Annotated in this window: 22 protein-coding genes; 13 read left to right on the top strand and 9 right to left on the bottom strand. The window is 38.1% G+C overall.

Annotated elements, in window-relative coordinates:
* Positions 1 to 32 precede the first annotated feature (32 nt).
* Together HDE68_RS01500 and HDE68_RS01505 are read left to right on the top strand one after the other, a co-directional pair.
* The gene (locus tag HDE68_RS01500) at positions 33 to 794 is read left to right on the top strand and encodes an MBL fold metallo-hydrolase (protein WP_183878209.1); all 762 of its coding nucleotides are present in this window, start codon (positions 33 to 35) and stop codon (positions 792 to 794) included.
* A 145-nt stretch (positions 795 to 939) separates the two neighbouring features.
* Entirely contained in the window at positions 940 to 2,100 is a 1,161-nt protein-coding gene (locus tag HDE68_RS01505) for a P1 family peptidase (protein ID WP_183878211.1), read from the top strand.
* An 8-nt stretch (positions 2,101 to 2,108) separates the two neighbouring features.
* Here the strand turns inward: HDE68_RS01505 and HDE68_RS01510 are convergent, their stop codons facing one another.
* Genes HDE68_RS01510 through HDE68_RS01520 form a run of 3 tightly spaced genes read right to left on the bottom strand, consistent with a single transcriptional unit; the run spans position 2,109 to position 4,531 of the window.
* Positions 2,109 to 2,660 carry a hypothetical protein gene (locus tag HDE68_RS01510; protein WP_183878213.1) on the bottom strand — a complete coding sequence of 184 codons (552 nt, stop codon included), beginning with the start codon at positions 2,658 to 2,660 and terminating at the stop codon, positions 2,109 to 2,111.
* Between the two features lie 53 nt (positions 2,661 to 2,713).
* The gene (locus tag HDE68_RS01515) at positions 2,714 to 3,958 is read right to left on the bottom strand and encodes a PQQ-dependent sugar dehydrogenase (RefSeq protein WP_260171560.1); all 1,245 of its coding nucleotides are present in this window, start codon (positions 3,956 to 3,958) and stop codon (positions 2,714 to 2,716) included.
* A 42-nt stretch (positions 3,959 to 4,000) separates the two neighbouring features.
* A complete protein-coding gene (locus HDE68_RS01520; RefSeq protein ID WP_183878215.1) occupies positions 4,001 to 4,531 on the bottom strand; it encodes an NAD(P)H-dependent oxidoreductase in 531 nt (176 codons plus the stop codon).
* A gap of 144 nt (positions 4,532 to 4,675) precedes the next feature.
* Between HDE68_RS01520 and HDE68_RS01525 the strand changes: the two genes are divergently transcribed.
* Entirely contained in the window at positions 4,676 to 5,071 is a 396-nt protein-coding gene (locus tag HDE68_RS01525) for a winged helix-turn-helix transcriptional regulator (protein WP_183878217.1), read from the top strand.
* On the opposite strand, the gene HDE68_RS01530 is transcribed toward HDE68_RS01525, so the two are convergent.
* Positions 5,068 to 5,430 carry a nuclear transport factor 2 family protein gene (locus tag HDE68_RS01530; RefSeq protein ID WP_183878219.1) on the bottom strand — a complete coding sequence of 121 codons (363 nt, stop codon included), beginning with the start codon at positions 5,428 to 5,430 and terminating at the stop codon, positions 5,068 to 5,070. The two genes, HDE68_RS01525 and HDE68_RS01530, sit on opposite strands and share 4 nt — an antisense overlap.
* Before the next feature lie 80 nt (positions 5,431 to 5,510).
* A complete protein-coding gene (locus HDE68_RS01535) occupies positions 5,511 to 6,581 on the bottom strand; it encodes an alpha/beta fold hydrolase (protein WP_183878221.1) in 1,071 nt (356 codons plus the stop codon).
* A gap of 259 nt (positions 6,582 to 6,840) precedes the next feature.
* Between HDE68_RS01535 and HDE68_RS01540 the strand changes: the two genes are divergently transcribed.
* From HDE68_RS01540 to HDE68_RS01550, 3 genes are read left to right on the top strand one after another with little or no spacing between them, the layout of a single operon-like run.
* The gene (locus tag HDE68_RS01540) at positions 6,841 to 7,812 is read left to right on the top strand and encodes a heme-binding domain-containing protein (protein ID WP_183878223.1); all 972 of its coding nucleotides are present in this window, start codon (positions 6,841 to 6,843) and stop codon (positions 7,810 to 7,812) included.
* 25 nt (positions 7,813 to 7,837) lie between these two features.
* Positions 7,838 to 8,617 (top strand): DUF1223 domain-containing protein, encoded by a 780-nt coding sequence (locus HDE68_RS01545; protein WP_183878225.1) that lies wholly within the window; start codon positions 7,838 to 7,840, stop codon positions 8,615 to 8,617.
* A gap of 11 nt (positions 8,618 to 8,628) precedes the next feature.
* Positions 8,629 to 9,105 (top strand): hypothetical protein, encoded by a 477-nt coding sequence (locus HDE68_RS01550; RefSeq protein WP_183878227.1) that lies wholly within the window; start codon positions 8,629 to 8,631, stop codon positions 9,103 to 9,105.
* Between the two features lie 94 nt (positions 9,106 to 9,199).
* Here the strand turns inward: HDE68_RS01550 and HDE68_RS01555 are convergent, their stop codons facing one another.
* The 4 genes from HDE68_RS01555 to HDE68_RS01570 form a co-directional block, all read right to left on the bottom strand.
* The gene (locus HDE68_RS01555) at positions 9,200 to 10,786 is read right to left on the bottom strand and encodes an ATP-binding protein (RefSeq protein ID WP_183878229.1); all 1,587 of its coding nucleotides are present in this window, start codon (positions 10,784 to 10,786) and stop codon (positions 9,200 to 9,202) included.
* A gap of 52 nt (positions 10,787 to 10,838) precedes the next feature.
* Positions 10,839 to 11,279 carry a response regulator gene (locus HDE68_RS01560; RefSeq protein ID WP_183878231.1) on the bottom strand — a complete coding sequence of 147 codons (441 nt, stop codon included), beginning with the start codon at positions 11,277 to 11,279 and terminating at the stop codon, positions 10,839 to 10,841.
* 10 nt (positions 11,280 to 11,289) lie between these two features.
* Complete coding sequence (locus tag HDE68_RS01565; RefSeq protein ID WP_221300645.1) at positions 11,290 to 12,414, bottom strand: sensor histidine kinase; 1,125 nt, start codon at positions 12,412 to 12,414, stop codon at positions 11,290 to 11,292.
* Positions 12,415 to 12,541: 127 nt separating this feature from the next.
* Positions 12,542 to 13,063, bottom strand: coding sequence for a nuclear transport factor 2 family protein (locus HDE68_RS01570; protein WP_183878233.1), 522 nt, complete (start codon positions 13,061 to 13,063; stop codon positions 12,542 to 12,544).
* A 426-nt stretch (positions 13,064 to 13,489) separates the two neighbouring features.
* Between HDE68_RS01570 and HDE68_RS01575 the strand changes: the two genes are divergently transcribed.
* The 7 genes from HDE68_RS01575 (at position 13,490) to HDE68_RS01605 (ending at position 22,802) form a co-directional block, all read left to right on the top strand.
* On the top strand, positions 13,490 to 13,657 hold the full coding sequence (locus HDE68_RS01575; protein ID WP_183878235.1) for a class I lanthipeptide: 168 nt from the start codon (positions 13,490 to 13,492) through the stop codon (positions 13,655 to 13,657).
* 120 nt (positions 13,658 to 13,777) lie between these two features.
* Positions 13,778 to 15,010 carry a lanthionine synthetase LanC family protein gene (locus HDE68_RS01580; protein WP_183878237.1) on the top strand — a complete coding sequence of 411 codons (1,233 nt, stop codon included), beginning with the start codon at positions 13,778 to 13,780 and terminating at the stop codon, positions 15,008 to 15,010.
* A gap of 6 nt (positions 15,011 to 15,016) precedes the next feature.
* Complete coding sequence (locus HDE68_RS01585) at positions 15,017 to 18,121, top strand: lantibiotic dehydratase (protein WP_183878239.1); 3,105 nt, start codon at positions 15,017 to 15,019, stop codon at positions 18,119 to 18,121.
* A gap of 25 nt (positions 18,122 to 18,146) precedes the next feature.
* A complete protein-coding gene (locus tag HDE68_RS01590; protein WP_183878241.1) occupies positions 18,147 to 20,324 on the top strand; it encodes a peptidase domain-containing ABC transporter in 2,178 nt (725 codons plus the stop codon).
* A gap of 13 nt (positions 20,325 to 20,337) precedes the next feature.
* On the top strand, positions 20,338 to 20,847 hold the full coding sequence (locus HDE68_RS01595; RefSeq protein ID WP_183878244.1) for an HlyD family secretion protein: 510 nt from the start codon (positions 20,338 to 20,340) through the stop codon (positions 20,845 to 20,847).
* Positions 20,848 to 20,945: 98 nt separating this feature from the next.
* Entirely contained in the window at positions 20,946 to 21,974 is a 1,029-nt protein-coding gene (locus HDE68_RS01600; protein ID WP_221300646.1) for an SDR family NAD(P)-dependent oxidoreductase, read from the top strand.
* Between the two features lie 24 nt (positions 21,975 to 21,998).
* Positions 21,999 to 22,802, top strand: coding sequence for a helix-turn-helix domain-containing protein (locus tag HDE68_RS01605; protein ID WP_183878246.1), 804 nt, complete (start codon positions 21,999 to 22,001; stop codon positions 22,800 to 22,802).
* Positions 22,803 to 22,806: the final 4 nt, after the last annotated feature.

Here is a 22,806-nt window from a genome sequence, read left to right on the forward strand (position 1 = left end):
GCAATTATTGAGATTTGAATAAAATTAATAAAATGGTTAAAATACATCATATCAATTGCGGCACTTTGCAAAGAGATCCTGATAGTCTTAAAGTGCTGTGTCATTGTTTATTATTAGAGGATATAAAGGGTTTGGCATTAGTTGACACAGGGATAGGGGTTCATGACATTTTGTTTCCTTTAGAAAGGATTGGGCAAGAAATAATTGAACAGGCCGGTTTTAACTTTAACCTGAATGACACTGCTATTTCTGCACTTCATCAACTGGGCTTTACGGAAGATGAGGTAAAACACTGTTTGGTAAGCCATCTTGATCCTGACCATATTGGCGGACTTGCAGATTTTCCCGGTGCTGCAGTACATGTCTCTGCTATTGAGATGAACAGTTTTCTGGAAGATAATCCGCGCTATTGTCCGGAACAACTGAAACACAAACCATTTTTAAAACTATACCATGATTTTGATGAGTACTGGTTTGGTTTTGCTGCGAAGAGAGCGGAACTGGATTTTGAATCAGAAATTTATCTGGTAGCCCTTCCGGGACATACTCTTGGACATTGCGGGATTGCGATTCAACAAGAAGACAGGTGGCTATTATATGCAGGGGATGCTTATTATTTAAGAGATGAACTTTTTACGGAAAATCATCCGGTTGATGAATTGGCAGCACTCATGGCGATGGATAATGATTTACGGATCGAATCGTTAAAAAAACTAAGGGTAATCGCTCAGAATTTCGGAGAGAAAATAGAACTTTTTGGCTTTCATGACCCATCTGAGCTAAAGAATGAATAAATAGGGCCATCTCCGTCAGCTATCGATAATAGAGTTCTGTTATTGTATCTGTATAATTCATATGGTTTTTATTGTGTAGTATTAGTTATTTATTTGTTTCTTTGGTTTTGTTGAGTGGTTTTATGTAAAAATATTTATATCTTAAATGAATAAAATTATACCTTTAGGGATACTTATCCTTTGTCAAGTGACTGTATATGGCCAAAAACCAAGGGCAAGAGATCTTGGAATCCCATTTGTAGGTGCTACAGGAAAATTTAATGCCATAACAGATGTAAAAGGTGTAGAAGTGGGATATAGTACAATTATCTCTGGAGAAGGAAAAAACATCCGGGAAAAGGGGCCTGTTAGAACCGGGGTAACGGCGATATTTCCAAGAGGCAAAAATAATAACCCTGTTTTTGCAAATTGGTATTCCCTGAATGGAAATGGTGAAATGACCGGAACAACCTGGATAACAGAATCGGGGTTTCTGGAAACACCGATTATGATAACCAATAGCAATAGTGTAGGCATTGTGAGAGATGCTGTATTAAAATGGTTTATAAAAACAGGCTGGCACAAAGAGAATTTCTGGTTTAGCTATCCTGTTGTAGCAGAAACCTATGATGGGTTTCTGAATGATATTTATGGATTTCATGTCAAAGAAGAACATGCCTATGAAGCATTAAATACTGCTAAATCGGGTGCTATACAGGAAGGAAATGTAGGTGGTGGAACAGGAATGATGTGCCTGGGTTTTAAAGGTGGAACAGGTACTGCATCCAGAATTGTGAAAATAGGTGATTCTACCTATACAGTTGGTGTTTTAGTACAATCGAATTTTGGGGCCAGACAAAATTTTAAAATTGCAGGAGTCCCTGTTGGCAGGGAATTGAAAGATACAATGGATTACGTCTTTAAAAAGGCTCCGTCATACCGGCAGGCAGGTGATGGTTCGATCATTGTTGTCGTTGCAACAGATGCCCCGCTGTTACCTCATCAGTTAAAAAGAATTGCTGCAAGAGTGCCTCTTGGGGTAGGTATTGTTGGTGGAAATGGGGAAAATGGATCGGGTGATATCTTTATTGCTTTTTCAACAGCAAACCCTGCGGCATTTCAGAGAGTCAAATTGGCGAAGATTGATGAACTGCCCAATGATGCAATGAATCCATTATTCGAGGCCACAGTTCAGTCTGTCGAAGAAGCTATTATTAACGCAATGGTTGCTGCCGAAACTATGGAAGGTATTAATGGAAATAAGGCATATGGACTTCCTCATAACCTGGTTATCGACATTTTAAAGAAGTATAACAGAATAAAATAGCATTGCTGTTAATATTCCCTCTCTTTTAATTCCTTTGCAATTCCTTTAATAAACATATAATTGACAGTTCCACCAATTACACCGCCTACTACTGGTATCAAACGACGACTTGCTTTAGTGCCCAGACCCATCAGGATTTTCTCTGCAACTTCCTCCATGACATTTTTGCTAAGGGCTAGTTTGGTATCAGCTTTGACAGATGTGGCGACTATCTTAAAGAAATCATCAAAATTGATCTTGTATTTGCCGGTGTAGTGATAAGAAATTGCTAGTGTTACCCTGAATTGCTGGGCGATAATATTGAGTATATCCAGGGGAGTACCAATCAACATGGTTCCTATGCCGCCCACGCCAGTGATTAAACCAGAGCCAGCGGCCAGCAAAGCACATTGATTGATAAAGCTATCGATCCCCAGCGTATCTACACCTTTTTTGATATTCAATTGGTCAATCTGGTTAAAAACCTGCTTAAAACCACCTTCAGAAAGATGGTTAAAGCCTTCTCTGACCTCTTTTTTTACTTTTTTTAAATTGACCTGCTTAAATGATGGTAAGTTCATCGCTTTTTGATTTGAAATCAATGTCTTACCACTTTCATGCCAGAATCAATTGATTATTTTTTTGCGACCCTATAAAATTTTCCACCATCGGTTACGGCATATAATGCACCGTCTTTACCTACAGCAAGGGCACGAAAACGTTCGCCCTCATTTTTCAGTAACCGCTCTTCACCAATTACTTTATTATTTTTAATCACTAACCTGGCAATATGCATACTGCTCAGGCCACCTACAAACAAATTACCTTTCCATTCTGGAATTACATTGCTGTTGTAAAAAGCGATTCCTGCCGGAGAAACCACCGGGTCCCAATAATAAACAGGCTGCTGCATACCCTCTTTTTGTTGTATACCGTCTCCAACTTTTTCACCGCTGTATTCTATCCCATAGGTAATTACAGGCCATCCGTAATTTTTTCCCGGACGAATAATGTTGATCTCATCTCCTCCTCTTGGTCCGAATTCTGATTCCCATAATTCGCCTGTCGCCGGGTTCAGTGCTAAACCTTCGGGGTTGCGAAAACCATAGGCATAAATTTCAGGTCTTGAACCAGCTGTTTTGGCAAAAGGGCCACCGGGAACCGGTTTTCCATTTTTAGTGATGTGAATGATTTTTCCCAGGGACGAATTCAGTGACTGTGCCTGCATACGAATGTCGGCTCCTGAGCGTTCACCAGTACTCACAAACAGGTTTCCATTTTTATCAAATACGATACGTGAACCAAATTGAAGACTTCCTTTATAAGCAGGTGTAGCACGGTATATGACTTCAATATGCTCTACCTTACTTTCATCAGCTGATAATTTCCCTTTCGCAATAGCCAGTAAAGTGCCTCCGGTAACCTGTTCTGAATAAGCCCAGTAGATCATTTTGTTTGTGGCAAACTGAGGATCGATGTTTACGTCCAGTAAACCACCTTGTCCGTCGGGTACTACTGCTGGTAAGCCTGTTATTTTCTTAACTACTTTTCCTGCAGTGGTTACAATAGACATAGTCCCCATCTTTTCGGAGATTAAAAAACGTCCGTCAGGTAACAGACAGAGCCCCCAGGGATGTTCTAATGTCTTACTTAACAGGGTAACGGTATAAGGTGTTTTTGTTTTCACACCAGCGATTCTTGTCTGTCCCGCAAAAGCAGGTTTGTATTTCGAATTGGCCGCCTGGGTCTCAACCGGTGGGTTTGTACCGCCGGTTGATTTGTTTTTTATAGCTTGTGCGTAACTGCTGCTGCAGGCAAATACAAAGGGTATAAGAGTAGCGCAAAGTACCGGAACTTTTTTGTAAGTAGATCGCATCATAATAAGTCTATGTTGAAAGGATGAATATAAATCTACAATTTTTTATAAAGATTCTATAAAGGAGATATAATCTCTGGCACTTTCTTCTACTCTTTCTGCAATAATATGATATTCTGCTCCATAGAAAGCGAAAAATGGTCTGTAATCGGCTTTTACATAATCAAAAGTGATCTCAAAAGGAGCTGTCAATTGCTTCATTGTATATTTATATTTTCCTGATTCCCGGTAGTCTTCTTCATTAATACCTATAGAAATGCTTAATGCAATCTTTTTATCAGCTAATTTATATGGACTGCTACTGCCATATGCCCAGCCGTAAGTTAATACCTCATCCAGCCATTTTTTGAAAAGTGGCGGACAATTAAACCAATAAAAGGGGAATTGAAATATAATCTTATGATGAGATTCTATCAACTGCTGTTCTTGCTGAATATCTATCTTTTCATCCGGGTACAAACTGTGCAGATCCCTTATACTATATTTTTCGGGATATTTTTTTAATTCTTCAATCCATCGTTTATTGATTACCGAGTTTTCAAGATCCGGATGAATGATAATGACCAGAGTTTTCATTGTATAATTTTTATGTTATTGACTTTAATTTGCCGGGACAAATATGGGGCATACAGACAGGCCGGACAATAGATGTCAGATTAATCATTTAGTGATAAATTAGTCACCATTCATTAAACGATCCTTTTACTTAAATTTGTAGATATGTATCAACGAAAAATTCCAATTGATTATGATTGTGGCCTTAGCATAGCTATGGAAGTAGTAGGTTCCAAATGGAAATTCTGTTTACTTGATGAAATTTCAAAAGGCATAAAGCGTCCCAGGGACCTGGTTAATTCTATCAATGGCATTACTAAACGGGTTTTACAAAAACAATTAAGTGAATTGGAATTTCACGGGCTCTTAGGGAAAACAATCTATCCGGAAGTCCCTTTGAGGGTAGAGTATTATCTGACAGCATCTGGAAAAGCTATTTTACCTTTGGTTTCGGCTGTCGATCAATGGGGCTTGAGCTTTGCACCGGAATTGAAAACTATCCTGGAAAAAGATAGTCTTCAGATGGAAAAAGACAGGTTTCATCAAAATGATGAGCTTTAGCCGTGATAAACTCTTGAAGCGTTTATCTTTCCATTACTGATTTCAAGTACTTCGGCGATCAGCATATCCGGATCACCTGCTACAGTTCTGATATATTCCATGAAAATACGTTGATCATTGGCTGTAAATGACGTTGGCTGATAGCGCAGGGTAGGTAAGCGGTCAAATGAATCTTTCCACCATTGACGGAGTGCTGCTTTACCGCTGATCAGCCCTTTGGTTTCTGGTTGTCTGATTTTTAGTTTCGGACTAAAGTGTATAGCCTGATCATCATATAATGCTAAAAGTGCTTCAAGATTATGGTTGTTGAACGCATCAAACCATTGCTTTGCAATGGCTTCAAAATTAAGGCTTTCCATGTTAACCGGGTTTGAGTGGCAAATTAAATAAAAAAAGCAGGTCCAGCCTGTGGCCATGCTTTTTTTTATTTAATATTTTTTTAGGCATAGCTGTCAACTTCAATAATTGCATCAGTAAAGGCTTGTGGAGCTTCCTGTGGCAGATTATGTCCGGCACCTTTGATAATCCGGTGTATATGTTTTCCTGAGAATTTTCCAGCATATGCTGTTCCATCGGTGGCAGGGGCAACACCATCCGAATCACCATCGATTGTAATTGTGGGTACTTTAATTACCGGGCCTTTAGCCAGTTGGTCTTCAAGATAATCATATTGCGGATCTCCGGGAGCCAGGCTGAGCCTCCAGCGGTAATTGTGAATGACGATGCTGATATAGTCAGGGTTATCGAAAGCTGCAGCTGTACGATCAAAAGTGGCCTCATCGAAATCCCATTTAGGTGAAACATTTTTCCAGATCAGCTTTCCAAAATCGTGACGGTTTGCTTCATAACCTGCCTGGCCACGTGCTGTAGAGAAATAATATTGATACCACCATCCCCATTCTGCTTTTGGTGATAGTGGGAGCTTGTTGCGTTCCAGATTATTAATCAGATAACCACTGACAGAAACCATTGCTTTACAGCGTTCGGGCCAGAGTGCCGCAATGATATTGGCTGTACGGGCCCCCCAGTCATAACCGGCAAAGATTACTTTTTTGATCTTAAGGGCATCCATCAGGGCGATAATATCAAGTGCAACGACTGATTGCTGACCATTGCGGAAAGTCTCCTCTGAAAGAAAGCGCGTAGTACCATGACCACGTAAATACGGGACAATCACTCTGTAGCCTGCTGAAGCTAATAAAGGGGCAACATCAACAAAACTATGTATATCATATGGCCAGCCATGCAGCAGCATAACTACTGTACCATTGGCAGGGCCTGCCTCTGCATAACCAATATTCAGGACACCGGCGTCGATCTGTTTTATAGAGTCAAATGAGGTATGGTTGCCTTTTTTAACTAATTGAATATCAGTAGTTGATGCGGATTTTGTCCCTGCTTCGGCATAACCTGTATGCAGTAGTTCTGATGCGGCCAGTGCTATTCCTGCGGTATACAGAAAGCGGCGGCGGTCATATTTATTTTGTTGTGGTGTGTTGTCGTTTTCCATGATTTTTAGTTTAAATCGCTGAGTCAAAAATAGGGGCTTAAGAGACTGTGTGTAACCGTGAAATAGTGGGAGAAGGCCAAATAGACCTTGAATTAGTCATTTGCTGACTTGAAATATTTTAGGCCTGGATGATCGTGTTTTGGCCTTTGTCCACTCATCCTGCAAAATGCCTGTTTCAGGGTGAACATCGCCTTATTAACATCTTATACGCTGGTTAAGCAATTCATTTGAAAATACATTTGGATAAATAATCACTGTTATGAAGCTATCAGAACTCACAAAATCGAAGAAGATCCTTACTTGTATTGTTATTGGCTTATTTGTAGGGGTAAGTATTCAATTCACTACTAAAAGTGTCAGTAATCCAGCTGTAACCGGCTCTTTTCAAGCTACGCCAGAAGTAGAAAGCATTTTAAAACGGGCATGTTATGACTGCCATTCTAATGAAACCAATCTGGCCTGGTTTGATCAGATCGCGCCTGTATCCTGGCAGATTTCACATGACGTGAATGAGGCAAGAAGCCGGTTTAATTTCTCTGAATGGGATAAGCTTTCAAAAACTGATCAGGAAGCCCAGTTATGGGAAATCGTAAATATGATAGATCAGGGAAAGATGCCGCTTAAAAAGTACACGATTCTACATCCTTCAGCGAAGGTTACAAAAGATGAGTTACAGACTTTGAAAAACTATGTACTCACTTTATCGGGTGCTAAAAAGGTTGATATTACGGTAATTATCAAAGCCAGTCATCAGGTTGTACAGACTCCGCAAACGAATGATAATCCTGATCAGGTACCAGTTGCGCTCAACGGGATAAGCTACTCTGATGAATATAAAAGCTGGAAGGTAATTGCTAATACAAACCGGTTTGATAATGGTACAATGAGAATTATTTATGGAAATGATATTGCCGTGAAAGCTATTGCAGATGGCCATATCAACCCTTTTCCTAATGGGGCAAAAATTGCAAAAGTTGTATGGAATAAACAAGCTGCAGACAAAGACGGGAATGTTAAACCTGGAAATTTTAACAATATCCAGTACATGATTAAGGATGATAAGAAATTCAGGGCCACTGAGGGCTGGGGATTTGCCAGGTTTACTTCCTTAAAACTCCTTCCTTTCGGTAAAAATATTGCCTATGGTACAGCTTGTATCAACTGCCACCGCCTGGTAAAGCATACTGGTTTTGTCTTTGATATCCCCAGTAAAAGAGAAAATAAATCCTAATTATTAATCAGTTAAAAAAAAGAAAATGAACAAATTTAATCTATTTATGATTGCTGGCTGTCTGGCAATCCTATTCGTTATCGTCACAGCTTTTGTAAATTATCAGGATGATAATGTTGTTAAAAAGAGTAAAAATAAAGGTTTTGCAGTCATAGAGCTGTTTACTTCAGAAGGTTGCTCCAGCTGCCCGCCTGCTGATGATTTGGTCGCTAAAATCCAGCAGGAAAATAAAGATAAACAGATTTATATATTAGCCTTTCACGTGGACTATTGGGACCGTCAGGGTTGGAAAGATGTTTTTAGTGATGCCAGTTATACAAAAAGACAACGTCAGTATGCAGGTTCTCTGAACCTTGCGACAATTTACACGCCCCAGATTGTAGTTAATGGAAAGACTGAGTTTGTTGGTTCCGATGAACGTGCTTTGCTGAACGCAATATCGGGTGGATTAAATACAGAGCCTGCCGGGACATTGACTCTTGAAGCTAAGGCAGAAAATAACCATTTGAGTGTAAATTACCAGGCTGCCGTAACTAAACATAGTGATCTGGTTTTAGCAATGGTTCAGAAATCAGCGCAGAGCAAGGTTAAAGCGGGTGAAAATTCGGGGGCTACACTTTCACATGTACAGATTGTGCGAAAAATGGTTATTCAGGCCATTGGTGCAGATGGTAAAGGAAAAATAAATATGACTTTACCCTTAGGATTTAATGCTGCAGGATGGGAATTAATTGGTATTGTACAAAGTAAAACTGACGGGGCAATTCTTGCAGCCGCGAAGAACGATTTTCAGTCTGTTCAATAAATCATGATGATATGAAAGCAAAACTCTTATTTATTGCGGGGCTGGCGTTGGTAACTACTGCCTGCAATTCTATTCCCGGACCAGCTATAATCCCTGAAGCTATTTTTGATAATCATGATAAAGCAGTGATCACCTCATTTTCTAATCAAAAGGAATTGACTGCATCTACACTTTATGGTAATTCCAAAGCGGTAAAAACTATGACAGAAGATACCGGTCATACTACAGGAGAGGTTTTTACACTGGTTACCTGGTATGAACAACCCAATCCATACTGGTATGGAAGTATGATTAACAGCGACATCAAAACAATAGAAGAAGTTACCATTACTAAGTTAGCCAATGATCATCTGGCGGCTGGTTATCAAATCTTACAGGGTGACCGTCAGATTTCCAAATTATATAACCTGAAAAAACAAGAAAGAATAGACTTTATCCTGTCTCAGCATGCAATGGTATTTCCGTCACTGGCAGAATACAAATTATAATTAAAAAGGAGAAATTATGACTAAGCGAATAGAAATTGCCTTTAGGATCGTAATCATTTTACTGGTCGTATTATTGGTTTATCTGGAATTGGTATCAGCTAATAAATGCTGGTTGGATTAATTTATTTAGCTGATCTGTGGTTTTGCCATGGATCGGCTTTTTTACAGGTAGCGTAAACCAAAATGTACTGCCCTGACCCAATTCACTTTCCACACCTATTTGTCCGCCATGTTTTTTAATGATTTCTGAGCAGATGTAAAGTCCTAACCCTAACCCGGTGTATTGGCTTCCGCTATTTTCAGCGCGGTAGTAACGATCAAAGAGATACCGGAGTTTTTCCTGCTTTATGCCAGGCCCCTTATCAATTACCGATACTTTAGCCATATCATTTACCTTTTCAATATAAATTAATATCTCTTTGGATTGAGGTGCATATTTTATTGCGTTATTGACGAAATTAATGATGATTTGTTCAATCCGTATGATATCTGCATAAACTTCGATTTGCATATTTCCTTCGGTTTTAATCGTATATATGCCATTTTCATTTATATCATTACAGCTCTCTTTAATGATCTCAGACAGGATGAAATCTTGCTGACGGATACGAAGCTGTCCCTGATTGGCCATGCTTGAGTTCAGCAGGTCTTCGATCAATGCATTAACTTTACCGAGGCTTTTATTGGCATGTACAATGAGTTTGGACATCGTAGATGAGGGAGGATTATCCTTCATTCTATCCAAAAGTTCTAAAGATGCCTTTAAACTGGTTACCGGAGTCTTGAGTTCGTGACTTGCAATAGTAATAAAATCGTCTTTATGCTGCTGAAGTAACCTGAGTTCCTGTATGTCGGTTGCAGTGCCTACCCAAAGCTGCATCTGGCCTTGTTGATCCATAATAGGCATTAAACGAATCAGATGCCACATAAAAAGTCCATCTGCCCGTTTGATACGGATTTGAAATTCACCGCCATCATTAGATTGCAGAATTGAACTGAACTGCTCAACACCGGTTTTAAAATCATCAGCGTGAATTACCGCTTTAAATCTCCTCAGACCGGTTTGTTCACTATTCAGGCCTGTATAGTCATACCATCGCTGATTGTAAAAAACGACTTCACCTTTAACTGTATTTGTCCAGGCAATTTGTGGAATTGTCTCCATCATGATCCTGAACCGGCTTTCACTTTCTGCAAGTGCTTTTGTACGATTAGCCACCCGAATTTCCAGTTCCTGATTTAATTCTGAAAGTTCCAGGTTAATGACTTTTAGTTTTTCGTCAGTTAGTACCTTTTCTTTCCAGGCCTGTGTGTCGTTTATTGCCCTGTTGATTTTTGTAGATAAAGTAAACAGCTTATTCTTGGAAACGTAATCAGTAACACCTGATTTAATCAATTCAACTGCATTTTCTTCTCCAATAGTACCGGAAACAATAATAAATGGAATATGCGGCAGCTTATTTTGTTTAATGCGGAAAGCGGTTACTGCATCAAAAGAAGGAAGAGAATAATCGGACAGGATCATATCAGGATTAAAAGTCCTTAGTGCATTCTCAAATTCTGTACGTGTCTGGACAACTTCAGTAATAAAGCTTAGTCCGGATTTTTTTAATTCACGTTTAAGAAGATCAGCGTCACTTTCGTTGTCTTCAAGAATAAGTATTCTAAGCGTTGGAGTCATTGTTTATACGACAAAATGTAGTGTGGAGAGCGTTCCTGGATACTTACCAGGGTTAAAGAGGTGGCTGGCTTAATACCATCCAATATAATCCAATCTCTTTTACTGCATTAAAAAAATTATCGCTTTCGACAGGCTTTACAATATAGCTGTTTGCACCAAGTTCGAAACATCTTTCTATATCCGGGCCTTCATTAGATGAAGTGAGCATAACTACCGGGATTGATTTAAGAATAGGATCTGACTTTATTTTTTCCAGTACCTGTAAGCCAGATACTTTTGGCATTTTTAAGTCCAGCAGGATTAACTTAGGGAATTCTCTATCACTTCGTGTTACATAAGCTCCTTTACAATAAAGAAAATCCAGTGCCTCTGCACCATTAATAACATGATGGAGCTTGTTTGTAAAACCACTTTTTTTTAATGCACGGATGGTGAGTGCAGCATCATCAATACTATCTTCAACAAATAAAATTTCAACGTTATGGTAACTCATTTTTTTTGATTTAATGGTTTATGCCCGGCAGGCTGAAATAAAAACAAGACCCTTCATTTAATTTTGATTCGGCCCATACTGTTCCATTATGCCTGTGCACTATTTTTTGTACAATGGCAAGGCCTATGCCTGTGCCTTCAAATTCTTCTTGAGAGTGCAATCTTTGAAATACCCCAAAAAGTTTGTCGTAGTATTGCATATCAAATCCAGCCCCTTTATCTTTTACATAATAAATTTCGAGGTTATCTTTTGTATAGGCACCTATCTCAATATTTGTTTTTATTTGATGTCTGGAATATTTTATGGCATTGGAAACCAGGTTGATCCATACCTGTTTGATCAGGGATTTATCTCCTGAGGCTGATGGAAGATGACCCATCTCAAATTCAGGGATATTTTCAGCATCCTCAAATACTAATTCTTCGCGGACTGCATTCACAAGATCTGTCATATTAATCTCTGAGACGGTTACCTGTTTTCTTCCTAATTTGGAAAATGCAAGTAAATCATCAATCAGCAGGCCCATCTTTTTTGAATTGTTAATAATGGACTGAAGAATTTTTATTCCATCTTCATCGAACTTTTCAGCATAATCCTCTACTATAATTTTTGTGTAGCCATTTATTGCCCTGATTGGGGCACGTAAATCATGGGATACAGAATAGGAAAAGGATTCCAGCTCCTTGTTTACAGACTCCAGCTGTTCGGTCCGCTCAATTACCTTTTGTTCTAATTCATCATTTAACTTACGAATATCATCTTCTGCATTCTTAAGTTCTCTGTTTGCAATGATTAGTTCTTCTGCTCTTTTTTCCTTCTCTTGATTCTGGAAAGCAAGTTCTTTATTGGCTATGATCAATTCTGCTGCCCTGTTTTCCTTTTCCTGATTCTGGAAAGCAAGTTCTTTATTAGCTATGATCAATTCTGCTGCCCTGTTTTCCTTTTCCTGATTCTGGAAAGCAAGTTCTTTATTGGCTATGATCAGTTCTGCTGCCCGGTTTTCCTTTTCTTCGTTCTGAAAAAGCAGTTCTTTGTTTGCAATGACTAATTCTGCTGCCCGATCTTCCTTTTCTTCATTTTGAAATGCAATCTCCCTGTTAGCAATGATTAATTCATCAGAATCGTTTTTTTTCATATACTTAATTAAAAGATCGTCTTGTTAAAGATAAGGTGGGATAGATTTTCTAAAGCTACCATAATAATGAGCTAAATCTGTGTAAAAGCAGATATATATAAATCTTATATTGATTTATTATAGAAATCTAATCATTATGTACATTGGAATGATCATAACTAATTACCCTTTTTAGTTTCCAAAATCCATCTTTAAACTCCCAGATCTGTACAAATTTGTAAGTGCCGCTTATTTTCTCCTGCTGCCCCTCATTCGTATGGTAAAAGGTATGACTGCCAATTTCAATTGCTCCATATCCTTTTAGCGGATGAACTTCCAATGTACTCCTGATCAGCTCCCTGCGCATATGATGGCCCCTTGCGCACATTTCTTTAATTGATTTAAGTTCATTGTCCGCACCAATCGTCTGTCCGCCCTGATCATGGTAAAACTCAAGATCTTCTGTGATAAACTTTCTATAGGTGGCCGTATCACAATTGTTAAATGCATGAAATAATAAGCTGTCTGCACGGAGTATTTCATGGTATAAATCTGCTGGCAATATTTTACTGGCAGAGGAACTGGTTTTCTGGGGTTTCCCAGGAACATTTTGCTGAGCGAAAGCAGATGACGAAGCAAGCAGCAGGAATAAGAAGATGTTACGAAGCATATTTTTGAGTTTATTGTCGTGAATACCTGGCGAAACTTCATGCCATCATTTGAAATATAGTTCTGCTTGTAATCAGCGCAGTTTGTAGAAATCTAATTCAATATACTGTTCGATTATGAACAGTGTATTGTCCGTAATTATACTTAGAGATTGAAATGTTGATATTTTGTTAGGTATCACATTATGAGCTGTTTATGAGTTTTATGATGAAAGCTATAATTAAATAAGAAGAGTAATATGAAAACAATATTTTTTAATATTCCTGGTAAATGTGCCTTAATCTTCTGGAAAAGGCATTTTTGATTATAATTCAATTTAAACAATGCTGATATTTTTGTAACAAAAAAATGACATCTTTTGATATTCGAAAAAAAACAATATTTTAGATCAATAAAATTATATCAATTAACCTAAAATCATTACCAAATGAAAAAAATTAAAGTAAACTCAGAAAAACTTCGCTTGAAAAAAGAAAAAGTTGCTTCATTGACCACGGAGCAAATGGGTCAGGCTTATGGTGGAATTCCTGTTACTACAGCCACCAGAAGAACTTGCTGTGATTTTTCAGAAGTGATTTGCCCGGAAGAAAACTAACCGGTAGCATTTTACGAATTTGCGTTTAGACGCATTTTAACGAAGAATAGTCAGCTTATAAACTGACTATTCTTCATTCATACAGTCTTTGTCTTATAGCTGTTCGAATAAGAAACTAGTTTGGCTTTTTTATACTATGCACATGATCCGGCTACAATTGGTTTAAGAATGAAAGAAAAAATTAAAACGACAATAGATAAAATATATTCATCATTAAAAATTCGCGATTATTCTCAACTAGCACTTTACGATGGAGAAGCGGGATGCTGTATGTTCGATCAGTTTTATATCGGATATTCGGGGAACAACCCTGATCACATTACCCGGTTTGAAAACAGTTTTCAACGATTTTCAGAAAATTCAATTGGCAGTAACAGCCCTTTTTTTTCTTCAGGTAAGGCAGGTATCAATTGGTTTTTCTCTTATTTACACACTAAAGATATCCTGGATGATGAAGATCTTGAACTGTTATGCGACGATGATCCTGAGTTATTTGAGCTGGCTGTCCAATACCTGAAAGAAGGAAATCATGATTTTCTTCATGGGTCTCTTGGAATGGCTTATCATTCTTTGTACGGAAAGACAAACAAATTTACCGGATTTCAGGAGACATTCTTCCAATTGCTGTATCAGTTCGCTTATACCTCAGAAGATAAAATGTTTATTGCCCATTATGATCTGGTTAAAAAAATGCCCGTACTGAATAAAGTTAATTTTGGTATGGCACATGGCTTACCCAGTATCCTAAAGTTCTGTTTAGAATGTTATAAGAAAAATATCTGCACTGCAGAAGCAAAGAAGCTTGCATTGGATATTGCAGATTTTCTGAAATCCAATGTCAGGGAAAATACAAAAAGATCTATGTTCCCGAATATCCTGACTATTGACGAGCAATCAACAGGTTTTAGCCGGGTAGGCTGGTGTTATGGTGATTTGAGTATAGGATTTATACTTTATCAGGCGGGTATGGCATTTGATGAGCTGGAATTAAAAGCATTTGCAACAGAGATACTCATACACACTTCTAAAAGGAGAACTGAAGAAGAAACTCTGGTTAAGGATGCAGGTATTTGTCACGGAAGCGCCGGTATTGCACATATCTACAATAAAATGTGGCACTATACAAAAAATGATATTTTTAAGGAGACTTGTGATTTCTGGATACAGAAGACCTTAGATTTCTCCATACATGAGGATGCGTTTGCAGGTTATAAAGCCTATGCACCAACTGAAAGCGGAAAACATATGAATTCTTTTGGCCTGTTAAATGGCGTAAGTGGTATTGGATTAGTGCTGATCAGTTACCTGACCGGAGATTTTAGCTGGGACTATTGCCTGATGCTTAATGATTAAAAATATATGATTAAAAGCTATTCCTCTGTTTTATTACGCGCTCCATTGCAGAGTCTGAATGCAGCAAATGACTTTTCAGCAGACCAGCAAACCTTATTTCAGGAAGGAATATACTTGTCATCTCCCGGATTCTGGGAAGAACTTTTGAAAAGAGAGGGGCTTTCAGAGAAAGAAAGAGAAAAACTGGATCTCTCTTTTGCTAAATACTGGTTGCGCAGCTGTAGCAGGTGTACTCCATATGGAACTCTGGCAGGTGTTAAACTCATTGCAATTCAAGAAGAGAAAACCAGTCTTTTGCTTGCTTCTGCTGATCAGCATATCCGCAGGGTCAGATTAGATATGAACTATCTGACAGAGATAATCATTTATCTGACAAAAATCCCTGAAATTGTAAATCAGCTTAGATTTTTCACGAATAATAGTCTATATGAATTACCTCATAGCTTTAGATATGCCGCTTATTCTTTAAAAGATAATCAGCGCGAGTATGAACTGACTTCTGTAGAAAAAACCAGTTATATCTCGGCTATTTTGAATCAGGCCTATCAGGGTGCTGAGTTTGAAAGTCTGGTACAGCTGCTCATGACTGCCGAAAATATAAGTCATGAAGATGCGGCTGAGTTTATTACAGAGCTATATGATTCACAATTGATCTTATCAGATCTGGAATCCTGTGTTACAGGAGACGAGCCTTTGGACCAGTTAATTGACAAACTTGAAAAACTGGAACATCCTGATGAATTGCTTTTGAAATTCAGAGAGATTCAGCGGCTGATCAAAAATCCCAGGGCTGGCGTTGAGTATTACAAAGAGATAGAGCTAAGATTGAAGGAACTTGAATTCCCTATACAGATCCCTGCTAATATATTACAGACAGATCTCTTTTTTGAAACAAAGGAACAGGTAATTGATCAGCAAATTATCGATAGTATTACTCAACAGGCAGATGACTTATACGCCTTAAGTAATTTAATTGAAAATAGAGATCTGAATAGCTTCAAAGATAGATTTCTGGCAAAATATGAGTTCGAAGAAGTTCCTTTGTCACTAGCGCTGGATGCAGAATTAGGTGTTGGTTATGCTGGAAATGATCAATCATCAACCGGTGATAACAGTTTGATTGATGATCTCATTATCAAAGAACCAGGTACCAAACAGCAAGTGAAATTTGGCTATATACAACAGTTTGTGCTGACTAAACATAACGATTATCTCAGTAATAAAAGGGAGTATATCGAGATTACAGAGGAAGAGTTAAAATCATTTAAACCTTTAACAGACAGCTACAGATTTTCTGGCAGTTTACATCTGATGGGTAGTCTATTGAAATCGGGAGGTAAACTGGATGCAGAAAATTTCATATTCGAACTTTCCAGTCTGGGAGGCACTTCTTCTGGTAATCTTTTATCCAGATTTACGCATGGTGATGTTCAGCTCAGAGACTTTACGCAAGAGCTATTAAAAGAAGAAGAAAAGGAATTTCCTGATCATATCTATGCAGAGATTATTCATTTGCCACAGGCCAGAATTGGAAATGTTCTCTTACGCCCTCTGCTGCGTAGTTATGAGATACCCTATATAGGCCGGTCTGGTATAAAATCAGAAAATCAAATTCCTGCAGAGGAAATTATGGTAAGCATTAAAAACAACAGAATTGTTCTGAGAAGTAAAAAGCATGATAAATATATTATACCTAAACTGACTTCTGCTCATAATTTTTCTTTTAGAAGTCTGCCGGTTTATAAATTTTTATGCGATTTGCAGACACAGGGGCAGGCACAGCCTGATGCCTGGGACTGGGGAGTTTTATCAACCTTAAATTATCTGCCAAGGGTAGTTTACAAAAATCTTGTGCTCAGAAAAGCAAGATGGATACTTAAAAAGAAAGAATTAAAAAGTCTCCCTGTAAAAAAAACTGATTATGCAGCCTACTGTCAGCAGTTGAGAGCAGAATTCAATATCCCTCAAAAAATTACGTATACTGAAAGTGATAACAAGCTTTTAATTGATCTGGACCATCCTTTCGGTACTGAACTACTGATCCATTATTTAAAGCGCCATGATAGTATCCAGCTGGAGGAATTTTTATTTACGGATCAAAATTGCATTGTCCATGATAGCAATGGCAACCCTCATACAAATGAATTAATAATCCCTTTAAAAAGAGAATCTGCCAGATCACCTTATCTTTTGGAAAAAACGGAAGCGGAAAATCATGTCCAGCGGAAATTTTCACCATTTAGTGAATGGTTATACTTTAAAATTTATTGCGGGCCAACTATTGGTGAAAAACTGCTGAAAAAAGAAATTGAAGAATTTGTAGAAGAGGGGATCAGGCAAAAGTTATTTGAGAAGTTTCATTTCATCAGGTATTTTGATGAATCTTCTCATATCCGGATAAGGTTTTATAATGCTGAGCCAGAAAAGCAATTGATTGTCCAAAAGAAATTTCTGGAAGTTCTTCAACCTCTTTTGATGAACAGACTGATCAGCAAAGTTACATTAGATACTTATTCAAGAGAACTGGAGCGTTATGAAGCTCATTTGATAGAAGAAGTGGAGTCCATATTTTTTAATGATAGTTTAGCTGTTATGCGGTTTACCAAACTGCTGGACAGCCCGGAGCTTGAGGAGTATAGGTTTCTATTTGCGCTTAGAGGAATTGATATGCTGTTAACAGATTTTGATTATACAATTGCTGCCAAAAGAGACTTATTAAGAACCCTTCAGTCGGGCTATTTTATGGAGTTTGGCAGTAGTCCGGGTTTACAAAAACAATTAAATGAGAAGTACCGTCAAAAACAGAAAAGTATCTTTTTGCATATGAATCCTGCGTTTGATGAATTAAATGAGATTGAAGAAGCGGTTGCCATTTATAAAAAACGTTCTGAGATGAACCTTCCCATTAAAGATCTTATCTTGTTTAAAATGGGGAATGTAAATGCGCCTGATGAATTAATGCGGAGTCTTCTGCATATGTATCTGAACCGGCTATTTGTAAATAACCAGCGGAAACATGAATTGGTTATTTATCATTTTCTGGAAAAATATTACAGTTCGCAGCTTGCTATTTCAACTAAACAATACAAAGCAGCTACTGTCCAATACTAACTAAAAATCAATTACGACGCGATTAATGAGTTTTCCCTTTTATAAACAATTCGATCTGATGGACTGTGGTCCAACTTGCCTGCGCATGATTGCCAGGCATTATGGACGTAATTTTAAAGTACAGACATTAAGGCAATACTGTGAAATTAATAGAGAAGGAGTATCCTTATTAGGTATCTATAATGCGGCAAAAAAGATTGGTTTTGATACTGATGCTGTTAAAACCAGTATCAAAGGATTAGAAGAATGTGAACTGCCGGTAATTTTGCACTGGCGGCAGAACCACTTTGTTGTACTTTATAAAATTAAGAACAATAAATTCTATATCGCTGATCCAGGAACCGGGCATATTAAACTGAATTTAGAGGATTTTTCCCGCAATTGGGTAGAAAATGAAGATTCTGATGAAGGTCTTGCCCTACTTTTATCCCCAACACCTCAATTCTATGAGAATGCCAATGAGGCCGGGAGTGAGGTCCGCTGGTCATTTCTGTTCAAATATTTCATGGTTTACCGTAAGCTGGTTATCCAGTTGCTTTTCGGTCTGGCTGCGGGAAGTTTATTACAGTTGATTGCGCCATTTTTAACACAATCGATCGTAGATATCGGAATTAATACCCGCAACCTTAATTTTATCTATATTATACTGATCGCACAGGGGGCATTGATTATTGGGCGTATCAGTGTAGATTTTATCAGGTCATGGATATTATTGCATATCAGTATACGTATCAATATATCTATTCTCACAGACTTCATTATTAAGCTGATGAAGCTGCCTATGGTCTTTTTTGATACGAAAATGACTGGCGATATCATGCAGCGCATGAATGATCAGAAGAAAATAGAAACCTTTTTAACCGGAACTGCACTAACTACTTTATTCTCTATTTTTAACCTGTTAATTTTTTCGATAGTCATAGCTTACTATAATAGTACTATCTTTTTTGTTTTTCTGATCAGCAGTATGCTGTATATGGGCTGGATAGTTTTGTTCTTAAAACGACGCAAAGAATTAAATTATAAGAGCTTCGAAATTTCGGCAAAAAACCAGAGCAATGTAGTACAGCTGATTGCTGGTATGCAGGAAATCAAACTGAACAATTGTGAACAGCAGAAAAGATGGGAGTGGGAAGATATTCAAGCCAGTTTATTTAATATCAATGTGAAAAACCTTACGCTGAGCCAGTATCAGCAGGGCGGATCAACGTTAATTAATGAAGGAAAGAACTTACTCATCGCATTTTTAAGCGCTAAGGCTGTTATTGATGGAGATATGACTTTGGGAGCTATGGTTGCTGTACAATATATTATTGGACAACTTAATGGCCCTATTGAGCAAATGCTGGGTTTTATACAAGGTTTCCAGGATGCGAGAATCAGTTTAGAACGTTTAAATGAGATTTATCAGATGGAGGATGAAGAACTGCCTGGTAAAGAATGGAATCAGGATCTCCCGGTTCATAAAGATATTCATATTAATCAGTTATCATTCCGTTATCCGGGTACAGGAAACCTGCCCGTATTGAAGGATATTAACCTGCATATTCCACAAGGTAAAACAACGGCAATTGTAGGAATGAGTGGCAGTGGAAAAACGACCATTCTTAAATTACTATTAAGATTTTATAAGCCAGATGAAGGTGAAATAAAGATCGGGACAGCATCGTTAAATAATATCAGTTACAAAACATGGCGTAACGAATGCGGCGTGGTCATGCAGGATGGCTTTATATTTTCTGATTCTATTGAGCATAATATTGCTGTGGGAGAAAGTCCGGCTAATCAGGAAAAGTTGAAGCATGCTATTAAAATAGCTAATATCCAGGATTTTATTGATGGTTTACCTCTGGGTTTAAATACTAAAATTGGTGCTGAGGGAAACGGAATAAGTCAGGGACAGCTGCAGAGAATGCTGATAGCGCGCGCTGTTTACAAAGATCCGGAATATATCTTTTTTGATGAGGCCACCAATTCGCTCGATGCGAATAATGAGTCGGTAATTATGAATAATCTTAAAGAATTTTTCACTGGCCGTACGGTAATTATTGTCGCGCATAGATTAAGCACGGTTAAGGATGCTGATAATATCATTGTACTGGATAAAGGAAGTATTATTGAACAGGGCACACATCAGGAGCTGACGCAATTAAAGGGGGCTTATTATTTATTAGTCAAAAATCAGCTGGAATTAGGCACATAATTATCATTCGGAAATGGCATCTATAAAAAAGGAAAATGAGCAGGATGTAATTCATAGCCCTGCAATACAGCATATTATAACCAGTGTTCCTTCCTGGGTACTTCGCTGGGGTATATTCATATTTTTTGTGTTGTTATTTTTAATCATTGGATTATCAGCATTTATAAGATATCCGGATATGGTTAAAACAACAATGAAGATAGACTCACAGACGGACAAAATATTTTATGGGGAGATGTCAGTTCCGGAAAGTAAGCTGGCTAAGGTTAAGGAGGGGCAGAAGGTGCTGATTAAATTCAGAAGATATCCATTTGAGACCTATGGAATGGTTACAGGCAGGATTAAATCCATTGATCAGATCCCTCAGGATGATAGTACCTTTATTTCCCGGGTTGACTTTAGTACTGATTTACCAGGCCGTATTCAATTGAAAAAAGGGATGATGGCCGATGCAGAAATCATTATTCAGGACGTCAGTGTCATGCAGCGGTTTAGCCGGAGTATTTTTAAGACAGCTCAATAATATTCATCAGCGTTAATTTAGATCATGCGCCTTTTAAACAAAGTGAAATGCGTCTTTTGAACAAAGTGTAATTGTATTTGCCCAGGTAACTTTGGATTATGAAATCAAACAATTTTTCAGAAACTCATCTGCCGGTTATTCAATGTCCTGTCGACACTGAATTTAATGCGGCCTCTACTGCCGAAGAAGTAATCAGTGGTATTGACCTCTCCGGAAAAACTGCTATAGTTACAGGCGGTTATTCGGGGATTGGTCTGGAAACCGTTCGTGTACTTAGTGCTGCGGGTGCAAGGATTATTGTCCCTGCCCGTGATTATGCTAAAGCCTCTAAAGCATTGAAAAATATTAAAAATGTAGAAATCGAAGAAATGGAACTGATGAATCCGGTTTCGGTTGATGCATTTGCCAATAAATTTCTTGCATCCGGCAGGCCATTACATATCCTGGTTAATAGTGCAGGAATCATGGCAGTACCACTTCAGTTTGATGCAAAGGGTTATGAATCACAATTCTCTACCAACCATCTTGGACATTTTCAACTGACTTTAAGCTTATGGCCTGCTTTAATGAAGGCAAATGGTGCAAGAGTAGTTTCGGTATCCTCCAGAGGGCACCGTTATTCTCCGGTGGTATTCGAAGATCTTAATTTTGAGAACCGTGAATATATTCCCTTATCGGCTTACGGGCAATCAAAAACTGCCAATATCCTGTTTGCACTTGAACTGGATAAAAGAGGAAAAGGGAATGGGATACATGCTTTTTCTGTACATCCCGGAACCATTGTCAATACGAATCTTGGCCGTTATCTGGGTAAGGACGATCTTTTTAAAGCTGGAATTGTAGACGAACAGGGTAATCCGGTCCTTGATCCACTGAGACAGATGAAAACTGTTGAACAAGGGGCTTCAACCAGTATCTGGTGTGCTACCAGTCCAATATTAGAGGGAATAGGAGGTGTTTATTGTGAAAATAATAATATTGCATCAATTGTTACCAATCTGGTACCGGACCCTTTAAGCGGGGCAGATGCTAAAGGGAATTTTGGTGTAATGCCGCATGCAGTTGATCCTGAAATAGCCCTGCAACTCTGGAAGCTGAGTGAAAAGATTACTGGTGTTTCCATATAAAGAGTTTCTGACGTAACTTTAAAGATGGAGATAACAAATCTGGATTCCAGGGCAGATTTCTTTTTTAGCTGTATAGAAAAGAAGTACTATAGCAAGAAAATGATGATCAATTGTCATGTGCTCATCAAAATTGTATCAGGAGGGACCAGGATTGTTCATTCAGACAAAGCTCATGTTTTTGGTGCAGGAGATACCATGCTGATTTCCAGGAATCAATTGGCAAAGGTGACTAAATATCCTGTGGATGGAGAGCCATATAGAGCCATTTCTGTTTTCTTCAGGCCCGGATTTCTTCAAAAATACTATGTTTCCCATCAATTAAACTACAGCAAAGAAGAGATACCTAAAATCAAAATATTTGATCAGCACCCTTTGCTGGACAGTTTATTTAATTCTTTACTGCCTTATTTCACTTTAAAAGGTGAATTGCCGGCAGAGATTGCTGATGGTAAAGTATACGAGGCGATTTCTATTCTGCGTACCCTTGACCGGGGTGTGGATCATATTCTTGGGCATTTTGAAGAACCGGGTAAAATTGATCTTGCAGATTTTATGAGTAAGAATTACATGTTTAATATGCCATTAGAAAAGTTTGGATACCTAACCGGCAGAAGCCTTACCACATTCAAAAAGGATTTTAAAAAGGCATTTAATACTACTCCGCAAAAATGGCTGACTAAAAAGAGACTGGAGCTTGCCCACTACCAGATATTTGAAGAGAAAAAGAAGCCGTCTGATGTTTATTTTGAAGCAGGCTTTGAAAATTTATCACATTTTTCATTTGCCTTTAAGAAGCAGTTCGGCTATAATCCTACCGCTTCTTCCTGATTAT

This window comes from Pedobacter cryoconitis (assembly GCF_014200605.1).
Lineage (GTDB): Bacteria > Bacteroidota > Bacteroidia > Sphingobacteriales > Sphingobacteriaceae > Pedobacter > Pedobacter cryoconitis_B.

Coding starts and splice junctions, on each gene's coding strand:
- HDE68_RS01500 (WP_183878209.1), top strand. CDS start 33: ATGGTTAAAATACATCATATCAATTGCGGCACTTTGCAAAGAGATCCT.
- HDE68_RS01505 (WP_183878211.1), top strand. CDS start 940: ATGAATAAAATTATACCTTTAGGGATACTTATCCTTTGTCAAGTGACT.
- HDE68_RS01510 (WP_183878213.1), bottom strand. CDS start 2,660: ATGAACTTACCATCATTTAAGCAGGTCAATTTAAAAAAAGTAAAAAAA.
- HDE68_RS01515 (WP_260171560.1), bottom strand. CDS start 3,958: ATGATGCGATCTACTTACAAAAAAGTTCCGGTACTTTGCGCTACTCTT.
- HDE68_RS01520 (WP_183878215.1), bottom strand. CDS start 4,531: ATGAAAACTCTGGTCATTATCATTCATCCGGATCTTGAAAACTCGGTA.
- HDE68_RS01525 (WP_183878217.1), top strand. CDS start 4,676: ATGTATCAACGAAAAATTCCAATTGATTATGATTGTGGCCTTAGCATA.
- HDE68_RS01530 (WP_183878219.1), bottom strand. CDS start 5,430: ATGGAAAGCCTTAATTTTGAAGCCATTGCAAAGCAATGGTTTGATGCG.
- HDE68_RS01535 (WP_183878221.1), bottom strand. CDS start 6,581: ATGGAAAACGACAACACACCACAACAAAATAAATATGACCGCCGCCGC.
- HDE68_RS01540 (WP_183878223.1), top strand. CDS start 6,841: ATGAAGCTATCAGAACTCACAAAATCGAAGAAGATCCTTACTTGTATT.
- HDE68_RS01545 (WP_183878225.1), top strand. CDS start 7,838: ATGAACAAATTTAATCTATTTATGATTGCTGGCTGTCTGGCAATCCTA.
- HDE68_RS01550 (WP_183878227.1), top strand. CDS start 8,629: ATGAAAGCAAAACTCTTATTTATTGCGGGGCTGGCGTTGGTAACTACT.
- HDE68_RS01555 (WP_183878229.1), bottom strand. CDS start 10,786: ATGACTCCAACGCTTAGAATACTTATTCTTGAAGACAACGAAAGTGAC.
- HDE68_RS01560 (WP_183878231.1), bottom strand. CDS start 11,279: ATGAGTTACCATAACGTTGAAATTTTATTTGTTGAAGATAGTATTGAT.
- HDE68_RS01565 (WP_221300645.1), bottom strand. CDS start 12,414: ATGAAAAAAAACGATTCTGATGAATTAATCATTGCTAACAGGGAGATT.
- HDE68_RS01570 (WP_183878233.1), bottom strand. CDS start 13,063: ATGCTTCGTAACATCTTCTTATTCCTGCTGCTTGCTTCGTCATCTGCT.
- HDE68_RS01575 (WP_183878235.1), top strand. CDS start 13,490: ATGAAAAAAATTAAAGTAAACTCAGAAAAACTTCGCTTGAAAAAAGAA.
- HDE68_RS01585 (WP_183878239.1), top strand. CDS start 15,017: ATGATTAAAAGCTATTCCTCTGTTTTATTACGCGCTCCATTGCAGAGT.
- HDE68_RS01590 (WP_183878241.1), top strand. CDS start 18,147: ATGAGTTTTCCCTTTTATAAACAATTCGATCTGATGGACTGTGGTCCA.
- HDE68_RS01595 (WP_183878244.1), top strand. CDS start 20,338: ATGGCATCTATAAAAAAGGAAAATGAGCAGGATGTAATTCATAGCCCT.
- HDE68_RS01600 (WP_221300646.1), top strand. CDS start 20,946: ATGAAATCAAACAATTTTTCAGAAACTCATCTGCCGGTTATTCAATGT.
- HDE68_RS01605 (WP_183878246.1), top strand. CDS start 21,999: ATGGAGATAACAAATCTGGATTCCAGGGCAGATTTCTTTTTTAGCTGT.